The sequence below is a fragment of the Agrobacterium sp. 33MFTa1.1 genome (genome assembly GCF_004328495.1).
GTDB lineage: Bacteria > Pseudomonadota > Alphaproteobacteria > Rhizobiales > Rhizobiaceae > Agrobacterium > Agrobacterium pusense.
Genome location: NZ_CP036359.1, coordinates 1,238,670 through 1,258,606, shown reverse-complemented (window position 1 = coordinate 1,258,606; position 19,937 = coordinate 1,238,670). Strand labels below are relative to the sequence as shown.

The window sequence follows — 19,937 nt, the reverse complement described above, 5'->3', positions numbered from 1 at the left end:
CCAATAAAAAAGCCGGCTGGTTTATAACCCGCCGGCTTTTTTAATGAAGAAAAAGAACCATCAATGGCTGTCGCGGCGTGCCTCGGGCGCGGCATCCACCGCCCACAATTCAGCCTGCACGGCGTTTTGAAATTCCATGACCTCGCGCCGCATGGCGGCGTCCTCATAGCCAAGCGCCGTCAGACGGGCGGCCAGTTCACGGCACTCCCTGCGCCAGAAATCATTCGCCTCCACACCATGCAGCCGGTCGAGCATGGTTGCACATCGTTTTACGTCGGCAATGCGGTTCTTTGCCGGAAAGGCGATTACTTCTGAACTCGTCGTCACGCGGGCACCCTGCTCTTCGAGGAATCAATACCGACTTTTTAAAGGCGAGATGGTTAACGAAGTCTGCAGAGCCGGCCAGACGCTCCGCAAGGCCCGCACCGGAGGCGGTTTTAGACTTATCAGAAGCAGGCATCACTGTTGTCTGGCCGACGTCATCGATGCGAATCGGCAGTTACTGAGGAATTTACCAATCAAGATTACCGAAATTTCATGCCGCGGGAGGTAGAAGAAGTATATGTGTGTTGAAACAGCACCGGTCTCATCGTATATGTCCTGCAAAGAAGAAAAATGCCGCAGCGCAGTCAAAAATGGAGAAATCGTTCTCGGGAGGAGAGCAACATGTATGCACCTCGTGTTTTTTTCAGCATGATCGGTGCTTTGCTTGCTTTTGCGGTTGCGACATATTTCATCCACGGCTCCTTCTATACGGCATTCATTCAGACCCTCATTTGCGCAGTCATTCTGCAAGTCGGTTACTTCGTGGCGATTTTGGTTCTGGTCGCCCGTGAAAAACGCCGGATGCGGGAGACCTTTTCCCGGGACCTCAGCGCTGAAACAATTGCGGCAGACACCGCAAAAAGCGCACCGCCGCATGGGGCAAAGCTGACGGATATGTAAGTTTTTTCGCATCCGCTTTTATTGCATCGCAAAAAATCGCTTGCATCCATATCGCTGACACTTTCTGCTGGCCAAATCCTGAAGGTTCGTCAAAGCAGAAGGACACCCCATGGTGAGCGGTTCACAGCCCATTTGCGTCATCATCGCTGCAAAGAATGCATCTGATACCATCGATATCGCCATTCGCTCCGCCCTTGCGGAGCCAGAGGTCGGCGAAGTCGTGGTGATCGACGATGGTTCCACCGATACAACGAGCGACGTGGCGCATGCGGCGGATGACGGCACGGGTCGCCTGCGGGTGGTGCGATTCGACGTCAACCGCGGGCCATCGGCTGCGCGCAATCATGCCATCTCGATTTCCTCCGCTCCCCTCATCAGCATTCTTGATGCGGACGATTTTTTCTTCCGCGGCCGTTTCGCTGCCATGCTGGCCGATGACGACTGGGACCTCGTGGCCGATAATATCGCCTTCATCCAGCAATCCGTTCCAGGCGCGTCCTCCATGCAGCCTGCCCGCTTCGAGCCCCAGGCGCGGTTTTTGTCGCTGACGGAATTCGTGGAAGGCAATATTTCCAGGCCTGGTGTGGAGCGCGGGGAAACCGGCTTCCTGAAACCGGTGATACGCCGCGCCTTTCTCGACAAACATGCGCTGCGTTATGACGAGGCTCTGCGACTTGGCGAGGATTACGAACTTTACGTGCGCGCGCTGGCGGCCGGCGCGCGCTACAAGGTCATCCGTCATTGCGGTTACGGTGCGATCGTTCGCGGCAACTCGCTGAGTGGCCGCCACCGAACCGAAGATCTCCGTCTTCTCTACGAAGCAGACAGGGCGATTCTCGCCGGTTGCCGGCTCTCGGCAGAGGAAACGGCGATCCTGCGCGAGCACGAGAAACACATCCGCGCCAAATTCGAGCTTCGCCATTTTCTCGATACAAAAAAACAGAAGGGTGTGAGCGGAGCGCTGAGCCACGCCCTTGCGCGTCTGCCCGCCCTGCCCGCCATTACACGCGGTATCTGGAGCGACAAGACCGCCCGCTTCCGCAAAGCGGCGCCGGTGCGGGACGTGCGTTATCTGCTGGACGGCACGCCGGTTTCCTAAGGGAAAAGACAACTCACGACAAATCTCTGCCGTCCGCCCCGGGGCTTGTCCCGGGGATTTGCTCACGTATCCTCTAAGCGTTCAGTCGCAGATGCTCGGGACAGGCCCAAGCATGGCGATGCAGCAACGGTGTCCTCAAGCAAAAGCCGCAGAAAATTCTCTGCGGCATCCGCTCCTCACCTCTAGAGATAATCCCGCTTTACCGTTTCCAGAACGGCGGCGAAACGCTCCTTGCGTTCTTCCAGTCTGCCATCCGGGCTAAGACGCGGTTCCGCTCGGCTTGCCTGCCAGAGCGCCAGTGTGGAAGGTGCGGCCAGCACCTGCTTGGCGAGCTTCCGCAACGAGCGGGATTGCGTTTCCTGCGGACGCACCATTACATCGCCCTCATGCGCCCGGCCCTCAAGCGCAGAGACGGAATCGGCGGTGACAACGGGGGCGGGCGGTGGGGGGAAGCTCATGCCCCAGAAGCGTGAGCCCTTTTTCGCCGCTTCGGCGCGGGTTGAAACCGGCACATAGCGCGGCTGATATTCGACTCCGACGCTGCCGGCCCAATCGCTCCATTTGAAGCTGTTGATCGATGGTGAAGTGCTGACGGCGACCCACGGCACGCGGAAGGCATCGGCAAGGATTGCACCATGCATGGATTCAGCCACGATGAATTCCGATTGGGCAATGGCGCGGATGACCGCTTTTGCCTCGCCGCGCGGGTCGAGATAGGTGAGTCCTGCCGGTTCACAGACGGTTTCCCACATGCCGAATTCCGCCGATTCCCAATGGGGGACGAAAGTCTTCTTGTGGAGCTTTGGCAGCCCCTTGAAATCAGGCATCTCGGTGACCATCACGGCGGGATCGACAATGCCTTTTTCGGGAGCGAGCCCCAACTTGGCGGCGGTTTTTTCGCCGCGCACACACCGGATATCCCAGAACTCGGTGCTGGTATCCGGCACCGCGCCATAACCATAGCCGCTGCCGATCACCAGCTTGCGCTGCTTGGCGGGCAAAAGAACGTCGTTGAGCACCGTTCCGACGCCCACGAGCATGACATCGTCATGCACATCGCGCAGGCCCGGAAGCAGAAAGTCCCACAGCCACAGGTTGAGATCGTCACCGAAATTTCCGTGATGAGATTCCCAGTGGTAAGGTTTCATGAGGTCACTCCTGGGTGAAAAACATATAAATTGTTGCGGGCGAAAATTCGCTCATCTGGAGCGGACGATTTTTCCGGCGCCGAGTTCGAAAGCGGCGCGCAGCAGTGCCGGATCGCGCATTGCCCATTTTAGCAGCAAACCGAATTCGGGAGCCTTGCGCCGTTTCAGGTTGCCAGCCTGGCTCCAGAGAGCCTGTTTGCGCGCGGTGTTTTTATAGGAAGCGATGGACGCCACGTCGGCCGGCCGGCGAGAAAAACGTCCCTCCAGCGTATCGAGCGCCACCCAGGTATTGAACTGCTGGCGCAGGAATTCCGGCGAGGTATTGTCGATGCTGTGGAAGATATTGACGCCCATGCCGCGCATCGCGCCGGCGTCGTCACAGAGCAGTGTCCGCTTCGATGCAAGGATGGAATCGCAGAAAAACAGCACGTCTTCCGCCGCCAGTCTGAGCGCCGGATCGAAACGGATCTTCTCGAAAAGAGGACGACCGATCACCATGCAGGAGAGATGCAGGAAGCTCCAGTTCCGCAGCATGACGCTTGCGAGATCCGGCAGTTCGATCACCAGCGGCTTCTCCGAAAGCCGTGCCGCACCCTCATTCTTTTCCAGCTCGGAAATGGCGAAATGATAATAAAATTCGTCACTTGCCTGCATGGACGCCCAGTAGCACTCGCCGCCATAGGTCGTGAGCGCAAAGGCCGCATTCCGCAGATGATCGGGCGTCCAGATATCGTCGGAATCAAGAAAGGCAACGTAGTCGGTGCCGTCAGGCACATTGTCCAGACCGGTGTTGCGGGCGCCGCCCGGGCCGGCATTGGCCTGCTTAATGACAAGAATCCGGTCTTTCTGTTCCTGCGAAAGTTCCGCAAGTTCCTGATCGATCGGGTATGGCGATTCGTCATCGACGATGACAAGATCGAAGTCTTGGTAGGTCTGCGCAAAAACCGATGCGAGTGCACGTCCCAGGACACCGTGCTGCTTTTGATAGTAGGGAATGACGACAGTAAATCTTGCCATTGTTTCGCCCCTTGCGTTGATCAAGAAGTGTCGGGCCCGATCCTAAAAGCGGCCCCGATGGTATCGGCAACTCCCAACCGGCTTCCTCCCGCCGGCCTCCAGAAACAGGATGCTTGTATGCCCCCAGCGCCAAATGTAAAGACCATCACCACGAATGTCGGCTGGAGCGTTTTATCAAAAACAGGGACATTCGGGCTTAAATTTGTCACGGTCCCTATTCTTGCAAGGCTGCTTTCCCCGGAGGAATTCGGGGTGGTAGCGGTAGGACTAACGGTTGTACAGTTCCTGACCATGATTGCCGGCGCGGGGCTCACCTCCGCTCTCATCGTTGAGAAGGAAGAGGATATGGAAACGATCCATACCGTCTTCTGGGCTAATCTGGCGATCTCCTGCTCCATGGCAGCCGTCCTCTACATCTGGGCGGAATTTTTCGGCGGACTGCTGGGGGCGGTGGAAAGCGCATACCTGCTGCGCATCATGGCATTCCTCATTCCATTGCAGCTTGCCGGCGATGTCGCCTATTCGCTGCTGGCGCGACGGATGAACTTCAGCAAGGATGCGCTCTGGAGCATGGCCTCGGAGAGCATCGCAGCGATTGTCGCGGTCGCGCTCGCCTTCATGGGGTTCGGCGTCTGGGCACTTATCATCCAGCTTTTTGCCGCAGCTCTCATCCGTCTCGTCGGGCTTTATGCCGTTTCCCGCTATTGCCCGCGTTTTGTCATGAAGCCACGCCGGCTGGTGCCGCTTCTCGGCTTCAGTTCGGGGCTGATGGGCTCGGAAATCGCCAATTTTGTCACCTTCCAATCGCCGATGGTGGTCATCGCCCGTCACCTGGGTCTGGCGGATGCCGGCGCCTATTCCGCCTCCAACCGTTTCGCCAGCATTCCCAACCAGGTGGTTTTATCCGCCGTCATGGGGGTTCTGTTTCCCGCCTTCAGCCGCATGATGGACGACCCGCAGCGCCGTCGTGATGCGTTGATGTTCAGCACGCAGGTGCTGACCGTACTGCTCGCGCCCATGATGTTCGGTCTCTGGGCCGTGGCCGAGCCGGCCATGCTTGTCATCTTCGGCCAGAACTGGGCCTATGCCTGGCCTGTCCTCGGGCTGCTCGCCCTGTCCAAGGCCATTCTCACACCGTGCAGCACCTTCATCCCGTATCTGAAGGGTGCTGGTTACGGCCGCGTATTGTTCTGGTCGGCGACGATCCGCGCCATCGTCACCACGGTGGCAGTGTGGCTCGCCGCACTTTATGGCACGCTGATCGACGCCATGGTCTGGCTTTGCATCGTCAACGCGGTCACACTGGTCGCTTACTCCTGGGCCGTGTTCAAGGCCAGCGACACGCCTTTCTTCCGGGGCCTTTATGTCAGCAGTCGGCCGATGATCGCCGCTTTCGTGATGGCCGTTGCGGTGCGCTATCTGCTTCACCTTCTCGCCGATCGCATTCCCAATGCCACCCTTCAGGTTCTTATCGGTGGTGCCGTGGGCGGCGCCATCTATGCAATACTGATTCTGCTGACTGAACGTGCCCTGCTGGGAAAAATCCTGGGCATGGTCAAATCACGGCGTATGCCGAATACCGCAACCCAAGGTTAGAAATATCACAAAAAAATGCGCCTCATTTCTGCCGTTAAGGGGCCTTGCCACGGTGATTTTTCTCGCCGTGGCAAGGTGGGTTCGGCGCTCTTTTTGCAGCGCAACATCACGGCAAATGACAAATTCGCACGCTTCAGAGATTTTTAATGAAGCGTGAGTTTAGATAAAATTCATTTATTTCAATCGTTTAATTTTTTCACGCGATAGAAACTGCGCTGACGCCAGACATTCACCCGCAAAATCTAATCTTGTGTTTTTCCCGCGTCGCCACATTTTATCCCAAAGTCGAAACCAGACTTCCCAGTGCGGGCTTAAGTTCGCTCTGGTTGCAACGCGGCGTGGGGAGACGCCGCCCAATAGGGGTGACTGATGTGACTGTCGATCAGAACCTATCCTCCCGTATCAACTTGATGCGCATATTGCTGATTTCAGGAATCGTGTTCGTGCATGTGCCGCACAATGCCGAAACCAGCCCCTTTCTTGGCCTTTACGGCTTTTTCGACTGGCTGCGGGTTTTCCTTGGCGACGCGCTGTTTCGCATCGGCGTGCCCTGTCTCAGCGCCATTTCCGGTTATCTGCTGTTTCGCCGCGGCATGAGCGCTTTCGATTATCCGGCGACGATCCGCTCCAAGACGAAAACCGTGCTGCTGCCATTCCTCTTGTGGAATGGCGCACTGTTTGCCGCCGTGCTGCTGATCCAGCTGTTCGAGGTTGGCGTCGGATATTTTCCCGACCTATGGAACGCCAGCCCGCGCGAAATACTCAGCCATGGTACGGCGCTGGAAGAGCTGCCGGTGAATGTGCCGCTTTATTTCCTGCGCGACCTTTTTGTCTGCATTCTGCTGTCGCCGGTGCTCGCATTTCTGATGCGCCGCTTTGCGCTGCCGACGCTCGTAATCCTGCTGATCGTCACGGCCATGCCAGACCTGAAGATCTTCATTGTCCAGAAAAAATCCATCCTCTTCAGCTTTTCGCTCGGCATCGCGCTTGCGCTGCACCGGGTCGACGTCAAGGCACTTGATCCTTATGCCCTGCCGATCATGTTGTTGACATTTGCCGCGTCGGCCATTCTCGCCACAGGTCTCTATTTTACTGGCCCTGAATTCACATTCTGGCTGAATATGTCGCGCAATCTGCTCGCGGTCTTCGGCGCGCTCGGCTTCTGGGTGTCTTCATCGATCTTGATCCGCAGCCGGCTTGGTCAGAGGCTTGCCGAGACCGGCAGTCTCAGCTTCTGGATATTCTGCGCCCATTATCCGCTGCTGGTCATCATGTGGATGGTCTGGAACAAGGGCGGGCCGGATTTCTATCCGGCTTTCTACATCAGCGCGACGCTTTGCGCCTTCGTCATTTTGGTGATCAGCAATGCCCAGACCCGCAAATACCTGCCGGCCGTCTATGCCGTATTGACCGGAAGCCGCAGCGGCAAAGGCAAGGCAAAGGCCGAATTCGCGGCCAAACGGGCTTCCACGATAGGCCCACCCACATCCGAAACACTTTATTCGCAACGACAGAGGTGAACCAATGACAACATTTGTCACCCGCGTTCAGACACGCATTCTTCTTGCCGCCGCCCTCACTGCAACGGCATTCACGGCCCCCGTCAACGCCCAAGAGGGCAATGGCACGTCCTTCATGGAGAATTTCGACCAGATGGACAGAAGCTTCTGGTACGTTTCTGACGGCTGGAACAATGGCGCGCACCAGAACTGCACCTGGTCGAAGAAGCTGGCAACGGTGGAGAACGGCCAGCTGACGCTGGGCTTCGAGGAAGCCAAGGCTGGCGACCGCAACTTCGCCTGCGGTGAAATCCAGACCAAGGGCCGTTATCGTTACGGCACCTATGAAGCGCGCATGAAGGCCGCCACCGGCCCTGGCCTGAACTCCGCCTTCTTCACCTATATCGGCCCGACCGACAAAAAACCGCACGACGAAATCGACTTTGAGGTTCTTGGCAAAAATACCGGTCAGGTGCAGCTCAACCAATATGTGTCCGCCAAGGGCGGCAATGAGAAGCTGGTGCCGGTGGAAGGCGGGGCCGATGCCGGCTTCAACGACTATGCCTTCGTCTGGGAACCGCAGCGCCTGCGTTATTACGTCAACGGCAAGCTCGTTCATGAGGTGACGGACGCGACGAAAATTCCGCAGAACGCCCAGAAGATTTTCTTCAGCCTGTGGGGCACCGATACGCTGAAGGACTGGATGGGCAAGTTTGCTTATGCCGGGCCATCGCAGATGGTCGTTGACCGCTTCGCCTTCACGGCGCTCGGTGACAAATGCCAGTTCCCGGAAAGCATTGCCTGCGCTCTGAATTGACCGATTTTTTTGAACCAAATCCTGTGCTGCGGCGTCTTTGACCCGCGAACCGACCGGAACCCTGCATGATCCATATTCTCTACCTCGCGCATGATCTGTCAGACCCCGCCATTCGTCGGCGGGTGCTGACGCTGCTTGCAGGCGGGGCGCGGGTCACGCTGGCCGGTTTCCGGCGCGGACAGAACCGGCTGGCGGAGATCGAAGGCGTCGTACCCGTCGTGCTCGGGGAAACCGCCGACGGGCAATTTCTGCAGCGCATGGCGGCAGTGGCGAAAGCCAGCCTTTCGCTCGGCAAAGTCTTGAACGGAATTCCGGCACCCGACGTCGTTCTCGCCAGGAACCTCGAAATGCTGGCTCTGGCAAAGCGCGCCATGTCGATCTATTCCGGCCGCCCGGCGCTGGTTTACGAATGTCTCGATATTCATCGCCTGCTGCTCAACGAAGGCAAGCCCGGACAGATGCTGAATGCCGCGCAGCGTTATTTCGCACGCGACGCAAAGCTTCTGGTGACAAGTTCCCCGGCATTCGTGGAGCATTATTTCAAGCCCGTGTCGGGCCTCGACCTTCCTGTCCTGTTGCAGGAAAACAAGGTGCTGGCGCTCGACGACACCGTTGCCGCCACGCCAAGACCACGGGCGCCCGCGCCCGGCGAGCCATGGAAAATCGGCTGGTTCGGCGCGCTTCGCTGCCGCAAATCGCTTGAAATTCTCGCTGAGTTCGCTCGCCGCATGGAAGGCAGGGTCGAAATCATCCTGCGTGGCCGGCCGGCCTATTCGGAGTTTGCTGATTTCGATGGCTTCGTGGCCGCAGCGCCGCATGTGCATTTCCATGGGCCATACAGGAACCCCGAGGATCTAGCCGCGATCTATAACGAGGTGCAACTTACCTGGGCGATCGACTTTTTCGAGGAAGGCCAGAATTCCAGCTGGCTGCTGCCCAACCGGCTTTACGAGGGCTGCCTTTACGGCGCTCTGCCGATTGCACTTGCTGGCACGGAAACGGCTCGCTTCATTGAAAAACGCAATATCGGCTTTGTCCTGCAACAGGCGGGCGCTGACGATCTTGCCGCCCTCTTCAACCAGATGACCCCGCAAACCTATGCGGATGCCTTCCACGCCCTGTCGGCAACAGACAGGAAACAATGGCTGACCGACCGCGACGATTGCCGTCTGCTGGTGCAGCAATTGTCTTCTCTGGCCAAATCCGCTTCCGGCCACGCCCGTGAAGCGCAGTTTTCACCCGTGTAGTGCGTAGGGGGCAAATCATGGAAGGTCCAGGTCATTCCGGCATCAGAACGCTGATCGTCATACCCTGCCTCAATGAGGCGAAGACGATCGAGGGGTTGCTTGTCAAATTCACCGGCGCAATGCAGGGGCGCCTGTTCCGCATCGTCGTCGCCGATGGCGGCAGCACGGATGGAACGCGCGATATCGTTGCCGCCTTTGCGGCAAAGGACGAACGCGTCACGCTTCTCGCTAATCCGAAGCGTATCCAGAGCGCCGGCATCAACCTTGCCGTCGCCACCTTCGGCGAGGATTTCGATTATCTCATCCGCATCGACGCCCATGGCGATTATCCCGATGATTATTGCCAGCGGCTGATCGAGGATGCGGAACGGACGGGTGCGGACTCCGTTGTCGTTGCGATGGATACGGTCGGCCACGGCCTGTTCCAGAAGGCGACTGCCATTGCCCAGAATTCCAAGCTCGGCAATGGCGGTTCCAAGCACCGCGAAGGCGCAAAAGGCCACTGGATCGACCACGGCCACCACGCGCTGATGCGGATCGCAGCTTTCGATGCGGTAGGCGGTTATGATGAGAGCTTCAGCCACAACGAGGATGCGGAGCTGGATTTCCGGCTGCGCAAATCCGGGTTCCGCATCTGGATGACCGACAAGACCCGCATGACCTATTATCCGCGCGCCAGCGTCATGCCGCTCTTCAAGCAATATCTCGCCTATGGCCGCGGCCGGGCGAAGAACCTGTTGAAACATCGCTCAATCCCGAAAATCCGCCAGATGATTCCGCTCGCCGTGCTGCCGGTCTTCATCTTCGCGCTGCTGTCGCTGGTGCATTGGGCAGCCCTTATTCCGCTCGGCCTCTGGATTGCCGCATGTGTGGGTTATGGCTTGTGGATGGCAATAGGTCAGAAAAATCCATACGGCCCGCTCGCCGCTTTTTCGGCAATGGTGATGCATCTGGCCTGGTCCACCGGCTTCTGGCTGGAACTCCTGAAATTCCGGGGAAGAAAGGCTGTCTCATGACCGACAACACCGTCACCGGCACGCAATATCTCAAGACCGTCGATATCGGCATCTGCACCTACAGACGCCCGGCGCTTGTCGCCACACTTCTGTCACTCTTCGAGCTGGATGTGCCTGAAGGCGTGAAAGTTAGGCTGATTGTCGCCGATAATGACGAGGAGCCCAGCGCAAAGGCAAGCGTCGATCGCCTGCGCGAAACCGCCCCCTTCGAGATCACCTATGTGCATTGCCCGAAATCTAATATTTCGATTGCCCGCAATGCCTGCCTGTCGGAATGCAAGGCGGATTATCTCGCCTTTATCGATGACGACGAAACGGCGCCGCCACACTGGCTGGCCGCGCTTCTGGAAAAGGCAGACGAGACCGGTGCAGAAACAGTTCTCGGCCCCGTCACTGCGGTTTACCGGGACAACGCGCCGGGCTGGATGAAACGCGGAGATTTCCACTCGACCGTTCCGGTCTGGGTCAATGGCGAGATCATCACCGGTTATACCTGCAACACGCTGCTCAGGATGGAAGCGCCATCGGTAAAGGGCCGGCGCTTCGCGCTGGCGCTTGGCCAGACCGGCGGCGAAGACACACATTTCTTCTCGCATCTCCACGCCGCTGGCGGCCGTATCGTCTTTGCGGAAGACGCTGTCTTGTCGGAGCCGGTTCCGGAAAATCGGGCAAGCTTTCTATGGCTTGCCAAGCGCCGGTTCCGTTCCGGCCAGACCCATGGACGGGTGCTGGCTGAAAAGAAACCCGGTGCGCGCCGCGTCGTCCAGGTGGTGAAAGCTGGTTCGAAAGTGCTTTATTGCGCTCTTTTTGCCGCCTTGAGCGGTTTCAATGCCGTACGCCGCAACCGTTATGCGTTGCGAGGCGCGCTGCACATGGGTTCGATGAGCGGCGCCTTCGGTGTGCGCGAAATCCGCCAATATGGTGCCGTGGAGGCGACCTGATGGAAAACCTCACCTCTTCGCCAGACATCAGCTTCGTCATCGCCGCCTATAATGCCGCCGATACGATCGAGGCCGCGGTTCAAAGCGCGCTCGATCAGCAGGGCGTGACGCTGGAAGTAATCGTCGTCGACGACCGCTCCGCAGACGATACCATTCCCTTCGTTGAAGCGATCGCCGCAATCGATCCGCGCGTGCGGCTGCTTGCGCTCGAAGAAAACCGCGGTCCAGGCGGCGCCCGCAACGCTGGCATCGAGGCCGCGACGGGGCGCTGGATCGCCGTGCTCGACTCCGACGATGTCATCCGCCCGGAGCGCTCCGCCTGCATGATGTGCCGGGCAGAAGCCGCCAACGCTGACATCGCTGTCGATAATCTCGATGTCGTCTACACCGATGGCCGGCCGATGGAGACGATGTTTCCCGAAGAGTTTCTGGAGGAACGGCCTGTTCTCACGCTGGAGGACTTCATTTCCTCCAACATCCTGTTCCGCTCCACCTTTAACTTCGGCTACATGAAACCGATGTTCCGGCGCGATTTCCTTAATAACGAAGCACTGCGCTTCCGTGAGGATATCCGCATCGGCGAAGACTATATTCTTCTCGCCTCGGCGCTTGCCGCTGGCGGCCTCTGCGTCATCGAACCGAAGCCGGGTTACATCTACAATATCCGCGAAGGTTCGATTTCCCGCGTCCTCGAACTTCATCACGTCGAAGCGATGATGCGAGCGGACGAAGAATTTCTGAGCCACTACACCTTGCTGCCGGCCGCCATGGACGCGCAGCAGGCGAGAGCCCGCAGCCTGCGGCTGGCGCATAATTTTTTGACTTTGGTGGACAACATCAAGCGCCGCTCGGTACTCGGCGCCTTGAAGACCACAATCCGAGATCCTGCCGTGCTGGGGCACCTGAGAATGCCGATTGCAGTGCGGCTGAGGAGGCTGCGGGACGCCGTGTTTGCGCCCGCAGCGAATACAGGGGTGAAAAGGCAGATTTCATAAAATTTGCGCGCGGACCATGTCTGCGCGGGGACTGGGGACAGATCAAACCTTGATGAAGGAGAACGCGATGGACCTGAAGAGAACTGTCAGAAAAGCCGTCATTCCGGTAGCCGGCAACGGCACGCGGTTTTTGCCCGCCACCAAGGCGATGCCAAAGGAAATGCTGACGATCGTCGACCGGCCGGTCGTTCAATATGCCGTGGATGAAGCCATGCAGGCCGGCATTGAGCACATTATTTTCGTCACGAGCCGCAACAAGACCGCCATCGAAGACTATTTCGACAGCGCACCTGAACTCATCAACACGCTGACCCGCTCCGGCAAGACCGTGCAGGTGCTGCAGCTGGAAAAGATGCTGCCGGTTGCCGGCACCGTCAGCTATACCCGCCAGCAGGTGCCGCTCGGCCTCGGCCATGCCGTCTGGTGTGCGCGTGAACTGGTCGGCAAGGAGCCTTTTGCACTGCTGCTGCCTGACATGGTCTCCTATGGCGCGCGCGGCTGCATTGCCGGTCTGATGGAGCTTTACGATGAAGTCGGCGGCAATATTCTCGGTGTCGAGGAATGCCTGCCGGAAGAAGTTTCGTCCTATGGCGTCGTCGGCGTCGGCCAGAAGGTCAATCACGGCTTCGCCGTGACCGAAATGGTCGAAAAGCCGGAACCATCCAGGGCGCCTTCGAATTATTACCTGAATGGCCGTTATATTCTGCAGCCGGAAATCTTCGATATTCTCGCCAAGCAGGAGCGCGGCGCGGGCAACGAAATCCAGCTGACCGACGGCATGAAGCGGCTCGCCGAAAAGCAGGCCTTCCATGCGCAGAAATATAGCGGCCGCACCTTTGACTGTGGCAGCAAGCAGGGCTTCATCGCCGCCAACGTCGCCTTCTCGCTGCTGCGCGCCGACATGGAAGCGCAGGTTCTCGCTTCGGTGAAGGAACTGGTGGCAAACCACGAAAGCCGCGTGCAGGCGGCCTGACTTTCATCGCGCCGCCGGGGGAGGCGGCCGGCGCACCAATAACGGGAGGCGGGAAGGCGAGAGTTGCTCGGCTTCCCGCGTACCATTTTTAATTCACAAGGTAGGTCCATGCACCACAAGACCTTTAAATCCAATATCGGTTTTCCGGAATCCGGCAAGGATTCCGACACGTTCATCGACCTCGACCGCCTGTGGGCCGCCGTGGTGCGCCGTGCCAACGTCATTGCCGCCTCCGTCATTGCCGCCGTAGTTTTGGCCGGACTTTACCTGGTGCTTGCGACCCCTGTTTATACGGCGATGACGCAGGTGCTGCTCGATGAAAGCCTCTCCCGTTATGCGGAAGAGGAATCGCCTGTGCCCGCTGCCCAGATCGTCGACAACCGCATCGCCAGCGCCGTGGAAATCCTGAAATCCAAGGAAATGGCGCTGACCGTGGTGGACAAGGCCAAGCTTGACGAGAACGACACCATCGTCAATCCGCCGATGTCGCCGGTCGAGCTCGTCAAATCCTCCGTGCGCGGTATCCTCGATCTCGTCCTGCCGAGCGATCCGCCGGTCTCCGAAGCCGCAATCCGTGCCGGGCGCCGCGAAAAGGCTGCCGCCGTGCTGCAGCAGTCGCTGACTGTGGAGCGGGTCGGTCGCAGTTCCGTCATCGCAATCTCCACCCGTTCGACTGACCGCCAGCTGGCCGCACACATCGCCAAGACCTACGCGCAGGCCTATCTCACCGAGCAGCTGAACGCCAATTTCGACGCCAGCGAGCGGGCCTCTGTCTGGTTGCAGGAACGCCTGACCGACCTTAACCAGCGCGCCCAGGCGGCAGAGCTTGCGGTGCAGAAATTCAGGTCCGACAACAATATCGTGTCCTCGCGCGGCGAACTGATGTCGGAAGGCCAGCTTGCCGATCTCAATGGCCAGCTGATTGCGGCACAGGCGGATGCCGCGACGGCCTCCGCCCGTTACAATCAGTATAAATCCATCATCGACCGCGGCCCGGAAACGGCCGTCGACAACGCCGTCGTCTCGGCCCGTGATACCGACAATTCCGTTATTCAGGATCTGCGCAAGCGCTACATCACCATTTCCGACCGGCAACGGGGCATTGTGCAGCAGTTCGGAGCAGACCATCCGCAGGCAGCCGCGCTGGACGCCGAGAAGAAAGAAGTGGCGCAGCAGATCTTCCAGGAACTGCAGCAGCTGACCGGCAGCTTCAAGAACGAATACGACGTCGCAAATTCGCGCGTACAGTCGTTGCGCGACAGTATCGACAAGGTGGCTGGCCGTAATTCGGAAGCCAATATCACCATGGTGCAGCTGCGCGAGCTCGAGCAGCGGGCGACGGCCCTGCGCACCCTCTACCAGTCCTATCTCGGACGCTTCGAAGAGGCTTCGCAGAAGCAGTCGCTGCCGATCGCCAAAGCCCGCATCATCTCCGAGGCCGGTCTTCCCACATCGCCTTCCAGCCCGAAAAAGACCATGACAATGGCGCTTTCGGTCGTATTGGGCCTGATGCTGGGTGGGGGCATTGCGGCACTTCTCGAATTCCGCGACCGCTTCTTCCACACCGGCAACGATGTGCGTGATAACCTGCGCATGCGCTTTCTCGGCTACCTTCCCTTCATCGGCGAAAGGGGTGTGGAAAACGCCAAGACCGGAAACAGCGCCGCAACCCCCGGCGGCGAAAACGCCACGCTTGAGGACAGCGGACAGGTTTCGTTCCAGAAAATGCTGCGCCTCGCCGTTGACAGTCCGCGCTCCAGTTTTGCGGAAACGCTGCGCAACGTGAAACTGACGGCGGATGTCGTTATTCAGGAGCGCCAGTGCCGGGTCATCGGCGTCATTTCCTGCCTGCCGAATGAGGGCAAATCGGTCGTTGCGCTCAACCTCGCGGGCCTGATCGCCTCCACCGGCAAGCGCACGCTTGTGGTGGATGCCGACATCCGCAACCCGGGTCTCAGCCGCATGCTGACCACGCGCCAATCCGCCGGTCTGGTGGAGGTCGTGCTTGATGAGGTGCCATGGACGCAGGCGGTGAAAGTGGACACGCGCACCAAGATGGGCATTCTGCCGGTTTCGACCAGCAACCAGTTCGCCCATTCAAGCGAATTGCTCTCCTCTTCCGGCATGCGCAAGTTTATCGACTCGGCTCGCGAGGCCTGCGACTACATCATCGTTGACCTTGCACCCGTTGTGCCCGTCATCGACGCCAAGGCCTTTGCGCCGCAGGTGGACGGCTTCGTCTTCGTCACCGAATGGGGCAAGACACCGATCCAGATGGTGCAGAACCTGATGGCCAACGAACCGCAGATCGCCAACAAGACGCTCGGCATCGTGCTCAACAAGACCGACATGACGGAACTGCAGCGTTATGCCGGACCTGGCGGTTCGGAGCATTACCACGAGTCGTTCTCGGCCTATTACGGCGATGCAAAGCCGCCGGTGAAAGAAGATGCGTAGTGGCAGAGATTTAACAGGCCGGTTGCATCCACACTCCGTCACCCCGGCCCCCGAGCCGGGGTCCAGCCAGCCCAAGTCCTTGAGCTGAAAGAAGTCCTGGCGCCGCGCAGACGCGCGGCGGCTGGATATCGGATCTAGTCCGGCATGACGGAAGAATCACAAATTCCCCTATTCCACCCATGGCATTACCCGCCGAAATTGCGCATTGATGGCGTCACGCAAAAATCGCAAGCAGGACCAATGCCATGTCTTCACCAATCGCCTTTGTTTCACGGATGAATGCAGAGACGGAGGCCGTTTGGAAACAGGCGCTGCGCGCCGCCATGCCGGAGGAGGAGATCCTCTCCTTTTCCGAATTGACGGATGAGCAGCGGCGGGCAGTGGAATTTGCCATTGTCGCCAATCCCGATCCGGCCGATATCGCCGCTCTTCCGGGCCTCAAATGGATCCACAGCCTGTGGGCGGGCGTGGAGCGGCTGGTGCTGGAACTGGGCAGCAAGGCTCCCCCCATCGTTCGGCTGAAGGACCCGGAACTTTCCCGCGTCATGGCCGAAGCGGTGCTGGCATGGACCTATTATCTGCAGCGTGACATGCCCGCCTATCGCGAAAATCAGCGAAAGGCGCTCTGGCAGGAACTGGATTACCGCCACCCCGGCGAGATGACCATCGGTCTCCTGGGGCTCGGAGCACTCGGCGCGGCCGCGGCGGAGCGCCTTATCCATGCCGGCTTCAACGTCGCAGGATGGAGCCGTTCGGCCAAAACAATCGAAGGCGTGGAAACGTTGACCGGCGATGCAGGGCTGCAGGCATTGCTGGAAAAAAGCGACGTTCTCATCTGCCTTGTGCCGCTTACCGATGCGACGCGCGGTCTTCTCGATGCCCGCCGTCTCGCCGCAATGAAACAGGGCGCGGCAGTCATCAATTTCGCCCGCGGCGCCGTCATCGTCGCCGATGCGTTGATAGCGGCACTCGATTCCGGCAAGCTCTCGCATGCCGTACTCGATGTCTTCGAACAGGAGCCACTCCCTGCGGCTTCGCCATTTTGGCAGCACCCCAAAGTTACCGTCCTGCCGCATATTTCCGCGCCGACAAGCTGGGAGAGTTCGGCGCGGATCGTGGCCGGCAACGTCCGCACATGGCGGGAAACAGGCAAGCTGCCGGAAACCGTCGACATGGACCGCGGTTACTGAGCCGGCATCAAGGCGGCCTATTCGGCCGCCACCGGCCTGGCCGTATGGGCCTTTTCTACGGCGGCAATGATCTGCTGTTCATCGTAGGGCTTGGTGAGCAGGACTGCGCTTTCCGGCGCCCCCTCCGGCAGATGGCTGTCGCCCGTCGCAAAGACGATGGCAAGACCCGGCCTGCGGCGCAAGGCCTCCACCGCCAGTTCACCGCCCTTCATGTCCGGCAGGCCGATATCTGTAACGAGAACGTCGATCTGCTCCGATTCGATAACCTTCAGCGCCTGCGCCGCGTTGCCAGCCTCAACAACGGCAAAGCCGCTCTCCGAAAGCATCTCCATGGAATTCATCCGGATCAGCTCGTCATCCTCGACCAGAAGAACCTGGATTGACCGCTCCCGGTTGTCGACCGCCATGGCGGGTTCGGGGATTTTCGAAGAACCAGGCCGCGCCCTCGACAGCGAAACCTGCTTGCGGTTGGCTATGACGTGGCGGATGCGCCGCGCCAGCGCTTCACGCGTATAGGGTTTGGATAGCAGTTCCACACCTGCATCCAGCTTGCCGCCATGCACAATGGAGTTTTCGGTGTAACCCGAGGTGAAAAGAACGGCGAGATTGGGCAACCGCTCCTGCGCGCGACGCGCCATTTCCCGGCTTTTCAAGGGGCCTGGCATCACGACGTCGGTGAAGATGACATCGATCGGAATGCCGCTTTCCACCACCGTCAAACCCGCCTGTGCGTCGCGTGCGGTCAGCACCCTGTAACCGAGATCGCTCAGAGTTTCGACGACAGTACCGCGCACTTCTTCATCGTCCTCAACCACGAGGATCGTCTCCGTACCACCTTCGACAGGGCCGTTATGCACCACGACCTCCCTGTCCTCATCGGCTGCGGAACGCGGCAGATACATTTTCACCGTGGTGCCCTGCCCCACCTCGCTATAGATGTTCACATGCCCGCTGGACTGTTTGGCGAAACCATAGACCATGGAAAGGCCAAGGCCCGTGCCCTTGCCCTCGGGCTTGGTCGAGAAGAACGGTTCGAAGACCTTTTCGAGTATCTCCGGCGACATGCCCGAACCCGTATCGGTGACCGCGAGCATCACATATTGCCCGGCCGTGACCTCGGAATGTTTGCGGGCGTAATCGCGGTCGAGAACAGCATTGGCTACCTCGATGGTGAGCTTTCCGTGCCCTTCCATGGCATCGCGCGCGTTGATCGCGAGATTGAGAAGCGCGTTTTCCACCTGGTTGGGGTCGGCATAGGTGTTCCAGAGGCCACCTGACGTGATGACCTCCACCTCGATCGCCTCACCAAGCGAGCGGCGAAGCAGGTCATCCATGCCGGTTACGAAACGGGCGATATTGATGACCCGCGGCTCCAGCGCCTGACGGCGGCCGAAGGCCAGAAGCTGGCTCGCGAGCTTCGCGCCACGTTGGACGCCCGCGAGCGCATTCTCCAGCCGGCGCTCCGCACGTTCATTGCCGATCACATCTTTCGCCAGCAATTGCAGATTGCCGGCGATCACCTGCAGTAGATTGTTGAAATCATGCGCCACGCCACCGGTCAGCTGACCGATCGATTCCATTTTCTGCGCCTGCTGAAGGGCCTTTTCGGTCTGACGGCGCTCCGCCATTTCAGCTTCGACCCGGGCTTCCAGCCCCTCATTCAGTTGCCGGAGCTGCTCTTCCGCCCGGATGCGATGGCGAATTTCACGCTCAAGGTTGCTCGCATGTTCCTTGAGGGTATCTTCGGCACACCGCTGCTCGGTGATATCGGTGTGAACGCCGACCCATTCGGCAATAGCACCTGACTTGTCGAAAATCGGCACGCCGCGGATCGCGAAAGTACGATAGACACCGTCATGTCTGCGCACGCGATGTTCCCAGATATAGGTCGATTTTTCCGCGACCGCCTTGTTCCAGCTATCGACTGAACCCTGCCTGTCTTCCGGATGAACGGCGTCCGCCCACCCAAAGCCCTGATATTCTTCGGGCGTCTGGCCCGTCAACGCCGCCCATGCCGGTTGCTCACCCAGCATCCTGCCTTCGGCACTGTTGGTCCACAGCACACCGTGCACGGCCTCCACCGCCGCGCGGAAACGGTTGTTGCTGATGAGGATTTCCTGCTCCGAGCGCTTCCGCTCCTCGATATCGATGATCAGGACATAGATGCCGTCGACGGAGCCGTCGGCAATGTAGCGCGGAACATACCGGATTTCAGCGGCGCGCTTGGTGCCATCCGGTCTGCTGATGACGGTATCCGAAACGATCTTCTCACCGGCAAGCGCCCGGTCGAGATAGGCCTTGCGCGCATCGAAAAATGCCTCGCCGACAATCTCGGGAACGCTGCGCCCGATGACGTCTTCACCACTTCGGCCGAACCATTCGAGATAACCGTCATTGGCAAATTTATAGATGTAATCGCGATCGACATATCCGACCAGAATGGGCAGGGCGTTGGTGAGCCGGCTCAATTCCTTGCGGCTCTGCTCCATAGCCTCAACGGCTTTCACCTTGTCGGTATTTTCGAGCACGGTGCACAATACGCCATCAACCGTGCCACCTTCATTATAGATAGGCGTGTAAAACAGGTCGAAGATCACCTCTTCCGGTATGCCATGTCGCATAAGCGTCATTGGCTGGTCGCGATATGCCAACACTTCACCGCGAAAACCGGCTTCGAGAATGCGGCTGTTCCAGTCCCAGATTTCCGGCCAGATGCCGGGCACCGTGCCGCCCAGCGCCTGCGGATGGTAATTACCGGCGATCTCCGCATAACCGTCATTGTAGATCATCACATGATCGCGGCCCCACATCAGCACCTGCGGAATAGGTGAATTGACGACGGAATTGGCTTTTTGCCTCAGATTTTGCGGCCAGTCGCAAATCGAACCAAGCGATGTCTTCGACCAGTCGAAGCGGCGCACAAGCTCACCCGTTTCACCGCCGCCGATGGGCCATACCGGGGCAGCACGAAGATTGGTCATTCAAAATCACCACAAA

At 59.0% G+C, this 19,937-nt stretch carries 16 protein-coding genes; 12 read left to right on the top strand and 4 right to left on the bottom strand.

What is annotated here, in order from left to right; genetic code table 11:
- Window positions 1–60 precede the first annotated feature (60 nt).
- Window positions 61–327 carry a DUF6074 family protein gene (locus tag EYD00_RS19605; protein ID WP_004437715.1) on the bottom strand — a complete coding sequence of 89 codons (267 nt, stop codon included), beginning with the start codon at window positions 325–327 and terminating at the stop codon, window positions 61–63.
- 339 nt (window positions 328–666) lie between these two features.
- Here EYD00_RS19605 and EYD00_RS19600 point away from each other — a divergent pair, with 339 nt between their 5' ends.
- A complete protein-coding gene (locus tag EYD00_RS19600; RefSeq protein ID WP_004437712.1) occupies window positions 667–945 on the top strand; it encodes an exopolysaccharide production repressor protein in 279 nt (92 codons plus the stop codon).
- A gap of 109 nt (window positions 946–1,054) precedes the next feature.
- A complete protein-coding gene (locus EYD00_RS19595; protein ID WP_034500211.1) occupies window positions 1,055–2,044 on the top strand; it encodes a glycosyltransferase family 2 protein in 990 nt (329 codons plus the stop codon).
- 182 nt (window positions 2,045–2,226) lie between these two features.
- On the opposite strand, the gene EYD00_RS19590 is transcribed toward EYD00_RS19595, so the two are convergent.
- Complete coding sequence (locus EYD00_RS19590; protein ID WP_004437706.1) at window positions 2,227–3,192, bottom strand: polysaccharide pyruvyl transferase family protein; 966 nt, start codon at window positions 3,190–3,192, stop codon at window positions 2,227–2,229.
- A 51-nt stretch (window positions 3,193–3,243) separates the two neighbouring features.
- Window positions 3,244–4,209, bottom strand: coding sequence for a glycosyltransferase family A protein (locus tag EYD00_RS19585; protein ID WP_004437703.1), 966 nt, complete (start codon window positions 4,207–4,209; stop codon window positions 3,244–3,246).
- A gap of 117 nt (window positions 4,210–4,326) precedes the next feature.
- Here EYD00_RS19585 and EYD00_RS19580 point away from each other — a divergent pair, with 117 nt between their 5' ends.
- The 10 genes from EYD00_RS19580 (at window position 4,327) to EYD00_RS19535 (ending at window position 16,940) form a co-directional block, all read left to right on the top strand.
- On the top strand, window positions 4,327–5,805 hold the full coding sequence (locus EYD00_RS19580) for a lipopolysaccharide biosynthesis protein (RefSeq protein WP_022563430.1): 1,479 nt from the start codon (window positions 4,327–4,329) through the stop codon (window positions 5,803–5,805).
- 371 nt (window positions 5,806–6,176) lie between these two features.
- Window positions 6,177–7,325, top strand: a complete 1,149-nt coding sequence (locus EYD00_RS19575) for an acyltransferase family protein (protein ID WP_022563429.1) — start codon at window positions 6,177–6,179, stop codon at window positions 7,323–7,325.
- A 4-nt stretch (window positions 7,326–7,329) separates the two neighbouring features.
- The gene (gene exoK, locus EYD00_RS19570) at window positions 7,330–8,121 is read left to right on the top strand and encodes an endo-1,3-1,4-beta-glycanase ExoK (protein ID WP_004437693.1); all 792 of its coding nucleotides are present in this window, start codon (window positions 7,330–7,332) and stop codon (window positions 8,119–8,121) included.
- A 65-nt stretch (window positions 8,122–8,186) separates the two neighbouring features.
- Window positions 8,187–9,368 carry a glycosyltransferase family protein gene (locus EYD00_RS19565; protein WP_022563428.1) on the top strand — a complete coding sequence of 394 codons (1,182 nt, stop codon included), beginning with the start codon at window positions 8,187–8,189 and terminating at the stop codon, window positions 9,366–9,368.
- A 17-nt stretch (window positions 9,369–9,385) separates the two neighbouring features.
- Window positions 9,386–10,384 (top strand): glycosyltransferase family 2 protein, encoded by a 999-nt coding sequence (locus tag EYD00_RS19560; protein WP_004437687.1) that lies wholly within the window; start codon window positions 9,386–9,388, stop codon window positions 10,382–10,384.
- On the top strand, window positions 10,381–11,325 hold the full coding sequence (locus tag EYD00_RS19555; protein WP_034500209.1) for a glycosyltransferase family 2 protein: 945 nt from the start codon (window positions 10,381–10,383) through the stop codon (window positions 11,323–11,325). Before EYD00_RS19560 ends, EYD00_RS19555 begins: the two co-directional genes overlap by 4 nt.
- Complete coding sequence (locus EYD00_RS19550; RefSeq protein ID WP_022563426.1) at window positions 11,325–12,320, top strand: glycosyltransferase family 2 protein; 996 nt, start codon at window positions 11,325–11,327, stop codon at window positions 12,318–12,320. Before EYD00_RS19555 ends, EYD00_RS19550 begins: the two co-directional genes overlap by 1 nt.
- 67 nt (window positions 12,321–12,387) lie before the next feature.
- On the top strand, window positions 12,388–13,293 hold the full coding sequence (locus EYD00_RS19545) for a UTP--glucose-1-phosphate uridylyltransferase (protein ID WP_004437677.1): 906 nt from the start codon (window positions 12,388–12,390) through the stop codon (window positions 13,291–13,293).
- A gap of 108 nt (window positions 13,294–13,401) precedes the next feature.
- Entirely contained in the window at window positions 13,402–15,750 is a 2,349-nt protein-coding gene (locus EYD00_RS19540) for a polysaccharide biosynthesis tyrosine autokinase (RefSeq protein ID WP_034500207.1), read from the top strand.
- A 245-nt stretch (window positions 15,751–15,995) separates the two neighbouring features.
- Window positions 15,996–16,940 carry a 2-hydroxyacid dehydrogenase gene (locus tag EYD00_RS19535; protein WP_022563425.1) on the top strand — a complete coding sequence of 315 codons (945 nt, stop codon included), beginning with the start codon at window positions 15,996–15,998 and terminating at the stop codon, window positions 16,938–16,940.
- 17 nt (window positions 16,941–16,957) lie between these two features.
- On the opposite strand, the gene EYD00_RS19530 is transcribed toward EYD00_RS19535, so the two are convergent.
- Window positions 16,958–19,921, bottom strand: a complete 2,964-nt coding sequence (locus EYD00_RS19530) for a PAS domain-containing protein (RefSeq protein WP_022563424.1) — start codon at window positions 19,919–19,921, stop codon at window positions 16,958–16,960.
- Window positions 19,922–19,937: the final 16 nt, after the last annotated feature.

Excerpts from the sequence above, each read along its gene's own strand:
- EYD00_RS19595 (WP_034500211.1), top strand. The coding sequence starts at position 1,055 with ATGGTGAGCGGTTCACAGCCCATTTGCGTCATCATCGCTGCAAAGAAT.
- EYD00_RS19560 (WP_004437687.1), top strand. The coding sequence starts at position 9,386 with ATGGAAGGTCCAGGTCATTCCGGCATCAGAACGCTGATCGTCATACCC.
- EYD00_RS19600 (WP_004437712.1), top strand. The coding sequence starts at position 667 with ATGTATGCACCTCGTGTTTTTTTCAGCATGATCGGTGCTTTGCTTGCT.
- EYD00_RS19530 (WP_022563424.1), bottom strand. The coding sequence starts at position 19,921 with ATGACCAATCTTCGTGCTGCCCCGGTATGGCCCATCGGCGGCGGTGAA.
- EYD00_RS19540 (WP_034500207.1), top strand. The coding sequence starts at position 13,402 with ATGCACCACAAGACCTTTAAATCCAATATCGGTTTTCCGGAATCCGGC.
- EYD00_RS19545 (WP_004437677.1), top strand. The coding sequence starts at position 12,388 with ATGGACCTGAAGAGAACTGTCAGAAAAGCCGTCATTCCGGTAGCCGGC.
- EYD00_RS19550 (WP_022563426.1), top strand. The coding sequence starts at position 11,325 with ATGGAAAACCTCACCTCTTCGCCAGACATCAGCTTCGTCATCGCCGCC.
- exoK (WP_004437693.1), top strand. The coding sequence starts at position 7,330 with ATGACAACATTTGTCACCCGCGTTCAGACACGCATTCTTCTTGCCGCC.
- EYD00_RS19555 (WP_034500209.1), top strand. The coding sequence starts at position 10,381 with ATGACCGACAACACCGTCACCGGCACGCAATATCTCAAGACCGTCGAT.
- EYD00_RS19580 (WP_022563430.1), top strand. The coding sequence starts at position 4,327 with ATGCCCCCAGCGCCAAATGTAAAGACCATCACCACGAATGTCGGCTGG.
- EYD00_RS19585 (WP_004437703.1), bottom strand. The coding sequence starts at position 4,209 with ATGGCAAGATTTACTGTCGTCATTCCCTACTATCAAAAGCAGCACGGT.
- EYD00_RS19590 (WP_004437706.1), bottom strand. The coding sequence starts at position 3,192 with ATGAAACCTTACCACTGGGAATCTCATCACGGAAATTTCGGTGACGAT.
- EYD00_RS19535 (WP_022563425.1), top strand. The coding sequence starts at position 15,996 with ATGTCTTCACCAATCGCCTTTGTTTCACGGATGAATGCAGAGACGGAG.
- EYD00_RS19565 (WP_022563428.1), top strand. The coding sequence starts at position 8,187 with ATGATCCATATTCTCTACCTCGCGCATGATCTGTCAGACCCCGCCATT.